Below are 12,021 nucleotides of genomic sequence, written 5' to 3'. Positions count from 1 at the left end.
AGTTCAGCACCACCAACGAGGGCTGAAGTTCGTCTGTCTTGTCCGGCTCACGCACGGTGAGACCGGCGGTGGTCAGGGCCTGGCGGAGTCCGTCGAGCTGCGGGCTACGCACGCGTACCGATGCTTCGGAAGCGTGGTCGATGAATTCCTGCACCGTCGAATCGGAGATCAACTTGCCGCGTCCGATGACGATGAGGTGCTCTGCGGTCTGCGCCATCTCCGAGAGCAGGTGGCTCGAGACCAGAACGGTGCGGCCCTCGGCTGCCAAGCGCTGCATGAACTTTCGGATCCAGACGATGCCCTCGGGATCGAGTCCGTTGACCGGCTCGTCGAACAGCAGCACCTTGGGGTCACCGAGCAATGCGCCCGCGAGTCCGAGCCGCTGCGACATACCGAGCGAGAACCCGCCCGCGTTCTTCTTCGCGACCTCGGACAGGCCCACCAGCCGCAGTACCTCGTCGACGCGCGACTTCGGAATGCCGTTGGAGGCCGCCATCCACTCGAGATGCGCACGCGCCGAGCGATTGGGGTGCACCCACTTGGCGTCGAGCAGAGCGCCGACGGTACGCAGTGGCTGCTTCAGGTGGCTGTAGCTCTTGCCCTCGATGGTCGCGGTTCCCGAGGTGGGGCGGTCGAGACCGAGAATCATCCGCATCGTCGTCGACTTGCCTGCGCCGTTGGGGCCGAGGAATCCGGTTACTATGCCGGGCTTGATGGTGAAGGTGAGGTTGTCGACCGCCGTCACCGCGCCGTACTGCTTGGTCAGTCCTGTCACTTCGATCATGGGTCAACCTTCCCCCATTGACAGCGTCCGCACATCGACCCACAGTCGTCAGTTGCATCATCCTTTCGGATGACCCAACCCTGAGACAGTCGGTCACTTCGGCGGCACGCGGTCACATGGGCGTGCGGCCGCAAAAGCGGCGGTCGCTGACAATGCAGCGGTCACCTGGGCGGCACGCGGCCACCTGGGCCAGGCTGCAAAAGCGCGCGCGTTTGCCAGACGCGCGCGGAATCGCCCCAGTATCCGCCACTATTCCGCACGCGTTTCACGAACGCGCGCGCGTTTGCCGGAGGTGAGGAGGCAGCAGCGTCGGCGGCACGCAGCCATATGAGTGTCGGCGGCGTCGGCCACCTGGGCCAGGCCGCAAAAGCGCGCGCGTTTGCCAGATGCGCGCGGAATCGCCCCAGTATCCGCCACTATTCCGCACGCGTTTCACGAACGCGCGCGCGTTTGCCGAATTCGACCACGCAGCTCATCACATAGGCGAGCTGGCCTGAGCCCAGAATCGTTTCGGAATTCGGCCCGCATGCCTGGCCTGGTAGCCCGCCGCCACCGCGTTCCGCATCGCCGACGCCATCAGTGCCGGGTCCTTCGCCCTGGTCACCGCGGTCGCGAGCAGCACCGCATCGCAGCCGAGTTCCATCGCGAGGGTGGCGTCGCTGGCGGTGCCGATGCCCGCGTCGAGGATCACCGGCACCGAGGCGGCGTCGACGATCATCTCGATGTTGTGCGGGTTGGCGATGCCGAGACCGGTTCCGATGGGCGAGCCGAGCGGCATGACGGCCACGCAGCCGATGTCCTCGAGTCGCTTCGCCAGGACCGGGTCGTCGGTGGTGTACGGCAGCACCTGGAAGCCGTCGTCGACGAGTTGTTCTGCGGCGTTGACCAATTCGATGGCGTCGGGCAGCAGGGTTCGCTCGTCGGCGATCACTTCGAGTTTCACCCAATCGGTTTCGAGCGCCTCACGCCCGAGCTGCGCGGTGAGTACTGCTTCGGCCGCACCACGGCAGCCAGCGGTGTTCGGCAGCGGCGCGATGTTCAACCGGCGCAGCAGATCCAGCACTCCCGTCCCACCCGCGGCGTCGACGCGGCGCATCGCGACGGTGGTCAGTTCGGTTCCCGACGCGACGAGGGCTTCCTCGAGCACTGCGAGATTCGCCGCTCCCCCGGTGCCCGTGATGAGTCGGGAAGTGAAGGTGCGGCCCGCGATCGCCAACCCCGTCATATCCTCAACCACCCTGCACTGCGGTGAGAACGTCGATGGTCCAACCCTTTTCGACGCTGGTGGTGTCCCAGCGGCTCTTGGGCAGCACCGCGCCGTCGACGGCGACGGCGATACCCTTCTCGGGCAGGCCCAGGAATTCGAGCAGCCGACGCATGGTCATGTCCTCGGTGAGCAGGTGATCCTCGCCGTTGACGGTGATGCCGATCGCGACCTGTGTCATGGTGTCCTCTCGATGTGTGCAAAGCGTTCGGGTGTGGCTGCTTTCGCCTCGGGCAGGGCGTCACCGGAGATCAGCGCGGCGACAGCGTCGGCGGTGATGGGCGCGAGCAGGATGCCGTTGCGGCCGTGTCCGGTGGCAACGACGACGTTCTCGTCGAGCCTGCCGATGATCGGGAGTCCGTCGGGGCTCATCGGCCGTAGGCCGGCAGCGGTTTCGTACAGTTCGTATTCGCCGATGCTCGGCATGAGTCGTTCGGCGTCGGCGATGAGGTCTCGTACCCCGGCGACGGTGACCTGGGTGTCCTCACCGGATTCGTATTGTGTTGCGCCGACGACCAATCCGTCACCGCGTGGCACCAGGTAGATCGGGCGGCCGTGCACGGTTCCGCGGACGATGCGGTGCGGCGGCGGTGCGGAGCTGGGCCTACGACGCAGCCGCAGGATCTCGCCTTTCACCGGCCTCACCGGCAGTGTCGGCCACAGTGCGGAACAGCGAGAACCGGCGGCCAGGACCACCTGATCGGCGTCGGGAAGTGCGTCGACCGAGCTAGCCACGAACTCCACGCCCGCGTCCAGACATCCCTGCTCGAGCGCGGCGATCAGCGCCCGGTTGTCCACCGACAGTTCGGTCGGAGCCAGCAGGCCCAGTCGAATGTTCTGCGCCAGAGCAGGTTCGAGCTCACGCAGCTGCGCCCGTCCCAGAATCTCGAGTTCGTGTCCCTGCTCGCCCACCCATTCGGCGATGGTGCGTATGTCGGCTGCATCGGCGGAGTCGAGGGCAACCGTCACCGATCCCGCTGCGGAGAACACCGAGGGGCCGGGAAGGCGTCGGGCAAAGTCCGGCCAGCGCGCCAACGACGCGGCACCGAGATGCAGCAGTTCGTGTTCGCCGGGCCACCCCTCGGACAACGGTGCCAGCATTCCGCCCGCGACCCACGACGCGCCTTTTCCCAGCGCGGGATCGTGAACGACGACCCGATGACCGTCCTCGGCCAGGCGCAGCGCCGTCGACAGCCCGATGACGCCTCCGCCGATAACGACGATGTACACGCGATTCACGTCCTCACTCCCTGCGCCCGCATGATCGGGTTCAGGTATTGACGGTAAGGGCGGCGAACCCACTCTCAGCCCCACGATCCCTGGGACTCCCGCGATTTCTCGGCCACTCCGTCGTCGGTGGCGGCCACCATGAGAATACAGTTCGCTTTGTGCATCCATCTCAGACCGCCCGCAATCAGACTCCCCGTGAGCGTCTTGCGTCCGCTCGCCTGTACCTGTGTACCGATGCCAGGCGCGACAAGGGCGATCTCGCGCAGTTCGCCGAGGCCGCGTTGTCCGGTGGCGTCGACATCATCCAGCTGCGCGACAAGAACTCTGCGGGCGAGCGCGAGTTCGGCCCCCTCGAGGCCAAGGACGAGCTCGCTGCGCTGGCGATTCTGCTCGCCGCGACCAAACGGCACGGGGCACTGTTGGCGGTCAACGATCGCGCGGATCTGGCGTTGGCCTCGGGTGCAGACGTGCTGCATCTGGGCCAGGGCGATCTACCGGTGCACTACGCACGGCAGATCCTCGGCCCGGACGTGGTGATCGGGCGCTCGACGCAGAACCGCGCCCAGTCCTCGCTCGCCGCGATCGAGGACGGCGTCGACTACTTCGCCGTCGGTCCGGTGTGGCCGACGCCCACCAAGCCCAACCGCTCGGCCGCCGGGCTCGAGGCTCTGCGGGCGACTGCGGACGCGCTACCGGAGCGGCCGTGGTTCGCCATCGGCGGCGTCGACGCGACCAACGTGGATCAGGTCAAGGCAGCCGGTGCCGACCGCATCGTGGTGGTTCGCGCCATCACCGAGGCCAGGGACCCGCAGGCGGCCGCTCGTTCGTTGGTTCAGGCGCTGCAGGCTTAGAGCGCTACAGCCACGCAAGAACCGACGACGGCGTCAGGACCTGGACCGACTCCGGCAGCCGGTCGCGTAGTCCACGGTCGGCGGTGACCATCGCCGTCAGGTCTCCGCCCCGGTGTGCTTGATCAGCGAGGGTGTCGTCGCCGCTGCCGTCGGCGAGAATCGTCCGGGTTCGGGGGTCGTCGACGACCGCGTCCCTGGCCTGGCCCTCGAGCACGGCTTCGATGCGGGTGAGCCAGCCGTACTGACCGCTGGGTAGTTCGACGGTGCGCGGCAGCGTCTCGGCGAGCGAAGTCAGCAGTGCACCGGTCGATCCGGCGCGGTCCTTCCACCACCCGTTCGGTCGCGAGCCGAGCACGTTGGCGGTGTCGAGCAGCACCCGCAGCGGCACGGTGCGCAGCGACGGCCAACTGGACGCGAAACCCGGGTGCAACGGGAGTTCGTCGACGATCGACTCCGGCACCCAGCGCAGTTCGGTGCTCTCGCCGTTGGGCACGGTGGTCAGAGGGTGGTCGGTATCGGCGACGACGGTGGTGTACGACCAGCCGCTCTCGACACTGGCGGTGACGCGCTCACTGCGCACCCTGACCTGTTCGTCGGAGATACCGGCTTCTTCGTGGGCTTCGCGCACCGCCGCGTGCGCGGTGCTCTCGTGGGAATCGCGAGCTCCGCCGGGTAGTGCCCAAGTTCCGCCCTGGTGGCTCCACAACGCTCGGTGCTGCAGCAGCACCATCGGCTCACCGGTGTTCGACGGCTCGTTCGACGGTGCACGCAGCAACAGTCCGGCGGCACCGTGCTTTCCCCAGTGCCGAGAACCGTCCGTACCGATCACCCAACCGTCCCCGTCACCACGCATGCTCTCCAGCGTAGGGGAATCATCCTTCTGTAGTGACTGCGCTGTAGTGGCTGCAGTACGGTCCGCCTGCTTATATGCTCGGGTGCGTGATCGCGGCCGGCATTACCCCCTCCGCTGCCGTCCCACCGACAACGGCTACACACGTCGGTGCCGCTGCAGGCAAGCCGCCGGTTCGATACACGATGCGTTCGACGCCTGCGCGGTTGGTCGCGATGGGAACCGCGCTGGTGTTCTTGGCGTTGACGGTCGGAAATCTCGCGTCCACGGCCGTGACCGATCGGGTCGACACCCTGGGCACCCTGTTGGTGCGGACCGAGCCCTTCGCGAACTCGGCACAGAATCTGTACGGGGCACTGTCGGTGGCGGATGCAGCTGCGGCCACCGCCTTCATCGCCGGCGGTCTCGAGCCGCCCGAGGTGCGCGAGCGCTACTCGCAGGCACTCGGCGAGGCGTCGTCCGAGCTGATCGCGGCCTCGGCCGGGGTCGCCGAGAACGACGCGGCCACCAGCGCGGTGCTGACGCAGATCGCCGCCGGGTTACCGGTGTACAGCGGTCTGGTCGAGACGGCGCGAGCCAACAACCGCAGCGGAAATCCGGTGGGCGCGGCCTATCTCGGCGAGGCGTCGACGATGATGCAGACGACTTTGCTGCCGCTGGCCGAGAAGTTGTACACCGAGCAGGCGTCGCGGGTGTCGGCCGATCAGGAACGATTCACCAGTCCGCCGCTGTTCGCGATCGGCTCGCTGGTGTTCCTGTTGCTGATGACCGGCGTGGCCCAGTGGTACCTGTCGCGGACCACTCGCCGCACGTTGAACGTCGGATTCCTCGCTGCCACAGTCGCTGTCGCCGGCCTGCTCGGCTGGATGCTGGTGGTGGGACTGATTTCCTCGATCGCCACCGATCGCGCGATCGACCGCGGCGTGTCTCCGCTGAAGTCGTATACGACGGGTTTCATTCTGGCGCAACAGGCCAGAGCGGACGAAACTCTCGATCTCGCCCGTCGCGGCGGCGGTCAGGATTACGGACAGTCGTTCGACGCGAACGTCTCTCGGCTCACGGAGATGTTCCAGGGCGACACCGCGGTGATCGATGCACTGAACACGTGGTCGGTCTCGCATTCCAGAATCGATTCCGCCCTGGAGGTCGGCGATTTCAACGGTGCGGTCTCCATTGCCACCGGCACCGGCGAGTCCGATTCCGCGGCCGCGTTCACCGCACTGGACAGCGTTCTGGTCGACGGAATCGAGAATGCGCGAAGCGAACTGCGGTCCAACATCGACCGATCGGTATGGGTGCTGTCCGGGCTGTCGAACGGCGCGTACGTGCTCACCGTCGTCGCGTCGGTTGCCTTCGGCGTCGGCCTGTTCCCGAGACTGCGGGAGTACCTGTGAAACGTCTACTCGCCGTCGGCATCCTGGTCACCGCCCTGTTGGTCGGCTGTGCACCGCCCGAGAACTCTGCGCCGCAGGTCGAGACGACGTTCACCGAACCGCCGCTGCCGGAAGGCGCGTCCGTCGCCGCGCGGCCCACCGAGAGCCCAGCCGACGACGAGTGCGCCCGCCCCACCGCCAGCCTGCGACCACTGGCTACCGGCACCGATGTTCCGCCGCCGCCGCAACCGACCGTCGACGCACTGCGCGCCAAGGGCCGCTTGGTCGTCGGACTGGACACGGGCAGCAACCTTTTCAGCTTCCGCGACCCGATGACCGGGCAACTGGTCGGCTTCGATGTCGACATCGCACGGGAAGTCTCACGAGACCTGTTCGGCGATCCCAACCGGTTGGACTTCCGTATCCTCACCTCCGCGGAGCGGCTCGAAGCTCTGCAGAATTCTTCGGTGGACATGGTGGTCAAGACCATGACCATCACGTGCGCTCGCCGCAAGGACGTCCAGTTCTCCACCGTGTACTTCCAAGCGCAGCACCGTGTTCTGGTGGTGCAGGGGTCGGGCATCCGCGGAGTCGAGGACCTGGCGAACAAGCGGGTGTGCGCCGTGGAGGGCACCACCTCGCTGCGACGCCTCCAGCGCGTCCAGCCCGCCGCGACCGTGGTGACGGTACCGATGTGGTCGGATTGCCTTGTGGTGCTGCAGCAACGGCAGGTCGACGCCGTCAGCACCGACGACGCGATCCTCGCTGGTCTGGCAGCACAGGATCCGTACCTCGAGATCGTCGGCGACAGCCTGAGCCCGGAGCCGTACGGGGTGGGAATCAACAAGAACAGCGAGGATCTGGTGCGGTTCGTCAACGGCACGTTGGCACGCATCCGCTCCGACGGCACGTGGAATCGCATCTACAACCGGTGGCTGACCGTGCTCGGCCCCTCCCCCGGTCCGCCCAGCGCGTCGTACAGCGATTAGGGGCGTAGGAACATGGACGACGACGAACAGCAGGCAACGGCCCCGGCGGAGCGAACACAGGCGGTCTCGCGCACCGACGACAGCGAGCGCACCCGGGCAGTGTCGAGAACGCAAGCAGTCTCGGGAACGGACGGCGTCGAGCGCACTCAGGCCGTCTCGCGGTCACCGGTCGACGATCGAACCCCGCCATCGAATGCGTCGTACTCCGCTTCCACCCGTTCCAAGACGGGTCGGTCGAGGTCCGGTCGATCGCGCAGCACCGGGATTCGGCGGCGACTCGGCGGCGGTCTGGTGGAAGTGCCTCGCGTCGAACCGATCGATCCTGCCACGGCCGTGATGTCGGATCCGACGGTGCCGCAGCACAAGCGGTTCTGTTGGAAGTGCAACGCCAAGGTGGGCCGCAGTGAACCGGACGAGCCCGACGTGGCGATGGGCATCTGTCCGCACTGCGGCGCAACGTTCGACTTCACTCCCTTGCTGGAACCGGGCGACCGCGTGGTCGGCCAGTACGACGTACAGGGCTGCATCGCGCACGGCGGACTCGGCTGGATCTACCTCGCCATCGACCGCAACGTCAGCGACCGCTGGGTGGTGCTCAAGGGACTGCTGCATTTCGGTGACGAAGAGGCCCATGCCGTCGCGGTTGCAGAGCGGCAATTCCTCGCCGAGGTCGCCCATCCCGGCGTGGTGAAGATCTACAACTTCGTCGAGCAACCCCGCAGCGACGGGTCGACCGTCGGCTTCATCGTCATGGAGTACGTCGGCGGCCGGTCACTGCGCGACATCCTCACCTCGTGCGGCGACGGAGCACGCCTACCCGTCGAGCAGGCACTGGCCTATGTTCTCGAAGTGCTTCCGGCACTGGGCTATCTGCATTCGATCGGACTGGTCTACAACGACCTCAAGCCCGAGAACATCATGGTCTCCGACGACCAGATCAAACTCATCGACCTCGGTGCGGTCGCGGGTATCGAGGACTACGGCTACCTGTACGGCACAGTGGGCTACCAGGCACCGGAGATCGTCAAGACGGGACCGACGGTGGCGTCGGACATCTTCACGGTCGGCCGCACGCTGGCGGTGTTGACCCTGGACATGCCGTCGAAGAACGGCAAGTACCTCGACGGCCTCCCCTCGGTCGAGGAATCCGAAGTGCTACAGCAATTTCCGTCCCTGCATCGACTGTTGCTGCGCGCGACACACGAGGATCCCACTCGACGGTTCCGATCCGCGGACGAGTTCGCCGGGCAGGCCACCGGTGTGCTGCGTGAGATTCTGGCCATCAGGACGGGTGTCGAGCGGCCGGGGCTGTCGACGGTGTTCAGCCCGCCGCGTACGACCTTCGGCACCGAGCAGTCGGTGGGACGAACAGACACCTACGTCGACGGCACGGTACGGCACGAACGAATGACGGCCGCGGAAGTGGTTGCTGCGCTTCCGGTTCCGCTGGTGGACCCCAACGACCCGAGCGCGCCGCTACTGGCGGCGGCTGTACACGTCGAACCTCGACAGACCCTGGACTCGCTACAGCACGCCAAACGCAACGGTATCGAACGCGTCAGCCCCGGAGCCGAATCGAGCCGTTCCGCAGGGTCCTCCAGTCCCGTGGAACTGAGCCTCGAGATCACCCTCGCCGAGGTCAAGGCCCATCTGGATCTGGGGAACGTCGTCGAAGCAACCGACATTCTGGCCAAGGTGCAGTCGACCGACCACACCGCGGATCCATGGCGAGTGCAGTGGTACGCAGGCCTGATCGCGCTATTGCATCACGAATACGATTCTGCGTTCACGAGTTTCGACAACGTACTCGGCGCGATGCCCGGCGAACTCGCACCCAAGCTCGCTCTCGGAGCCACCTCGGAATTGCTCGGCCATGCGGCTGCGGGCAACGGCGAGGAAGCCGAGAAGTGGCGGGCCCGCGCCGAAGGACTGTATCGAGCGGTGTGGCGGACCAATCGCGGCATCGTGAGCTCGGCGTTCGGCTTGGCCCGGCAGTTGCAGCGGCGCGGAGATCAGACCGGGGCAATCGCTGCCCTCGATCAGGTGCCGATCAGCTCACGGCACTACTCGATGGCGCGCATGACCAGCGTGCTGACACTGCTGATGGACCGCTCGCGAGCGGAGCTGTCCGAAGCCGATTTCCGTTCTGCTGCACGGCGAGTGGCGTTGCTGCCCAAAGCCGAGAGCCGGGCGCTGCAGATGCGGACACTCGTACTGGCGATGGCATTGGACTGGATCGTCTCCGGCCACGCCGCCACCGCCGAGCGAGAACCCATTCTCAGTGTCCCGTTCACCGAGGACGGCTTGCGGCGCGGCACCGAGAAAGGTCTGAGGGCACTGGCCCGCAACGCCACCGATCGCGCCCACCGTTTCTCGTTGGTGGACCTGGCGAACGCCATTCGGCCGCGTTCGCTGTTCTAGCTGCGCACCAGGCTGTCCGCTGCCCGAGCGATCGCCAGCTCCTCGTTGGTGGGCACCACCAGCACAGTGACGGTCGACGAGTCGGTGGAGATCACCCGAGCCTGCTTGCTGCGCAGCGCATTACGCTCTGGGTCGATCTCGATGCCGAAGCCCTGGAGATTCGCGAGGGCATCGGCGCGCACTGCTGCGGCGTTCTCGCCGACACCGGCGGTGAACGTGATGGCGTCGAGCCGGCCCAGCCCGATCATGTACGCACCGATGTACTTGCGCAGACGGTGGATGTAGACGTCGTATGCCAAGCGTGCGGAGGCGTCGCCGTCGTCGATCCGTTGCTGCAATTGCCGGAAGTCGTTGACCCCGGACAGTCCGATCAACCCGGAGCGACGGTTGAGCAGGGTATCGATGTCGTCGACGCTCATGCCTGCACTGCGACGCAGATGCAGAATCACCCCGGGGTCGATATCCCCACTGCGGGTACCCATCACCAGACCTTCGAGGGGAGTCAGTCCCATCGAGGTGTCGACCGCCTTGCCGCCGGCGACGGCCGAGGCCGAGGCCCCGTTGCCCAGGTGCAGCACGATCTGATTCAGCTCCGCGAGATCGCGTTCCAGGAACTGCGCCACCTGGTCCGAGACGTAGTGGTGCGAGGTGCCGTGGAAGCCGTAGCGCCTGATGTCGTGCTCGGCGGCGACGTTCGCGTCGATGGCGTAGGTCGCGGCCGCGTCGGGCAGGGAGTGGAAGAAGGCGGTGTCGAACACTGCCACGTGCGGCACGTTGGGCAGCTGCTTCCTGGCGACCTCGATGCCCAGCACGTTCGGCGGATTGTGCAGTGGTGCAAGACTACTGAGGTCCGAGATCTGCTGCACGACGGCGTCGTCGATGATCGTCGGCCGGTAGAACACGGTCCCGCCGTGGACGACGCGATGCCCGACCGCAGTTACCGATTCCAGTTCGACGCCTGCGTCGGCGAGCATCGCGAAGGCCAGTGCGAGACCGGCACCGTGGTCGTCGATGTGCTGGATTCGCTCGACACTCTCGCCCCGGTAGTCGAGTTCGACTCGGCCGTCGGATTCACCGATGCGCTCGACGAGCCCACTGGCCACGGACTCCCCCGAGCCGGGGTCTACGAGTTGGAACTTGACCGAGGACGAACCGGAGTTGACGACGAGAATGCTCACTTGCCCTCCTGATCGGCCGCGGCGGCGATGCCCTGTGCCTGAATCGCCGTGATGGCGACGGTGTTGACGATGTCCTCGACCAGCGCACCGCGCGAGAGATCGTTGACGGGCTTGCGGAGGCCCTGCAGAACCGGCCCGACGGCAACCGCGCCGGCGCTGCGCTGGACGGCCTTGTAGGTGTTGTTGCCGGTGTTGAGGTCCGGGAAGATGAACACCGTCGCTCGGCCTGCCACGTCGGAATCAGGCAACTTCGACGCGGCGACGGACGGTTCGATCGCCGCGTCGTACTGGATCGGACCTTCCACGAGCAATTCCGGATTGCGTTCGCGCACAAGCGCTGTGGCCTGCCGCACCTTGTCGACGTCCGCTCCGGAACCGGATTCGCCGGTGGAGTACGACAGCATGGCCACCCGTGGTTCGATCCCGAACTGGGCCGAGGTCTGCGCCGAGGACACGGCAATGTCGGCGAGCTGCTCGGCCGTCGGGTCGGGTACGACTGCGCAGTCACCGTAGGCGAGAACACGATCGGACAGGCACATCAGGAAGATCGACGACACCGTCGACACACCCTCGGTCGTCTTGATGATCTCGAACGACGGCTTGATGGTATGTGCGGTGGTGTGCGCCGCACCGGAAACCATGCCATCGGCAATTCCCTTGTGCACCATCATCGTTCCGAAGTACGAGATGTCGGCCATGATCTCGCGGGCACGGTCGATCGTCATACCCTTGTGCTTGCGCAGCTCGGTGTACTCGGCCGCGAAGTCCTCGGCGTAGTCGCAGTTCTTGGGGTCGAGAACCGTCGCACCGTCGAGATCCACGCCCAGTTCCGATGCGCGTCGTCGAATGGGGCCTTCCTCGCCGAGGATCGTCAGGTCCGCAACCTGACGCTGCAGCAGACGTCCGGCAGCCCGGAGGATGCGATCGTCGCCGCCCTCGGGGAGCACGATGTGCTTGCGATCGGCGCGCGCCCGGTGGATCAGCTGGTACTCGAACATCTGCGGGGTCGTGATGGTGGGAATGGCGATGTCGAGCCGCTCCAGAAGAGTTTTCGCGTCGACCCGCTGTTCCATCAGACCTA

The 12,021-nt window shown here is 66.3% G+C and carries 11 protein-coding genes; 4 read left to right on the top strand and 7 right to left on the bottom strand.

Going from position 1 to position 12,021, the window contains the following annotated elements:
- The 4 genes from A2J02_RS06040 to thiO all read right to left on the bottom strand — a co-directional run.
- Positions 1–784 (bottom strand): ABC transporter ATP-binding protein (locus tag A2J02_RS06040; protein WP_068048063.1); only part of this gene is annotated, 784 nt, incomplete at its 3' end.
- A gap of 475 nt (positions 785–1,259) precedes the next feature.
- A complete protein-coding gene (locus A2J02_RS06035) occupies positions 1,260–2,009 on the bottom strand; it encodes a thiazole synthase (RefSeq protein WP_068048060.1) in 750 nt (249 codons plus the stop codon).
- Between the two features lie 4 nt (positions 2,010–2,013).
- Positions 2,014–2,229, bottom strand: coding sequence for a sulfur carrier protein ThiS (gene thiS, locus A2J02_RS06030; RefSeq protein WP_037186702.1), 216 nt, complete (start codon positions 2,227–2,229; stop codon positions 2,014–2,016).
- On the bottom strand, positions 2,226–3,278 hold the full coding sequence (gene thiO / locus A2J02_RS06025) for a glycine oxidase ThiO (RefSeq protein ID WP_082898635.1): 1,053 nt from the start codon (positions 3,276–3,278) through the stop codon (positions 2,226–2,228). Before thiO ends, thiS begins: the two co-directional genes overlap by 4 nt.
- 158 nt (positions 3,279–3,436) lie before the next feature.
- On the opposite strand from thiO, the gene thiE reads away from it, so the two are divergent.
- Entirely contained in the window at positions 3,437–4,129 is a 693-nt protein-coding gene (gene thiE, locus A2J02_RS06020; protein WP_068048054.1) for a thiamine phosphate synthase, read from the top strand.
- A 4-nt stretch (positions 4,130–4,133) separates the two neighbouring features.
- Here thiE and A2J02_RS06015 read toward each other — a convergent pair whose 3' ends face one another.
- Positions 4,134–4,982, bottom strand: a complete 849-nt coding sequence (locus A2J02_RS06015) for an NUDIX hydrolase (protein ID WP_068048051.1) — start codon at positions 4,980–4,982, stop codon at positions 4,134–4,136.
- A gap of 86 nt (positions 4,983–5,068) precedes the next feature.
- On the opposite strand from A2J02_RS06015, the gene A2J02_RS06010 reads away from it, so the two are divergent.
- Genes A2J02_RS06010 through A2J02_RS06000 form a run of 3 tightly spaced genes read left to right on the top strand, consistent with a single transcriptional unit; the run spans position 5,069 to position 9,762 of the window.
- Positions 5,069–6,373, top strand: a complete 1,305-nt coding sequence (locus A2J02_RS06010; RefSeq protein ID WP_231893724.1) for a hypothetical protein — start codon at positions 5,069–5,071, stop codon at positions 6,371–6,373.
- Positions 6,370–7,341 (top strand): glutamate ABC transporter substrate-binding protein, encoded by a 972-nt coding sequence (locus A2J02_RS06005; RefSeq protein WP_068048045.1) that lies wholly within the window; start codon positions 6,370–6,372, stop codon positions 7,339–7,341. Before A2J02_RS06010 ends, A2J02_RS06005 begins: the two co-directional genes overlap by 4 nt.
- A gap of 12 nt (positions 7,342–7,353) precedes the next feature.
- Positions 7,354–9,762, top strand: a complete 2,409-nt coding sequence (locus A2J02_RS06000; RefSeq protein ID WP_068048042.1) for a serine/threonine-protein kinase — start codon at positions 7,354–7,356, stop codon at positions 9,760–9,762.
- Here the strand turns inward: A2J02_RS06000 and A2J02_RS05995 are convergent.
- Together A2J02_RS05995 and pta are read right to left on the bottom strand one after the other, a co-directional pair.
- Positions 9,759–10,940 carry an acetate kinase gene (locus tag A2J02_RS05995; RefSeq protein ID WP_068048040.1) on the bottom strand — a complete coding sequence of 394 codons (1,182 nt, stop codon included), beginning with the start codon at positions 10,938–10,940 and terminating at the stop codon, positions 9,759–9,761. The two genes, A2J02_RS06000 and A2J02_RS05995, sit on opposite strands and share 4 nt — an antisense overlap.
- On the bottom strand, positions 10,937–12,021 hold a 1,085-nt coding region (gene pta, locus A2J02_RS05990; RefSeq protein ID WP_068048037.1), incomplete at its 5' end, for a phosphate acetyltransferase. The genes A2J02_RS05995 and pta, both read right to left, overlap by 4 nt.

The organism is Rhodococcus sp. EPR-147, from assembly GCF_001647185.1.
Taxonomy (GTDB): Bacteria; Actinomycetota; Actinomycetes; order Mycobacteriales; family Mycobacteriaceae; genus Rhodococcoides.
The sequence above is the reverse complement of the archived record's forward strand: the minus strand, read 5'-3'. Positions and strand labels throughout refer to the sequence as shown.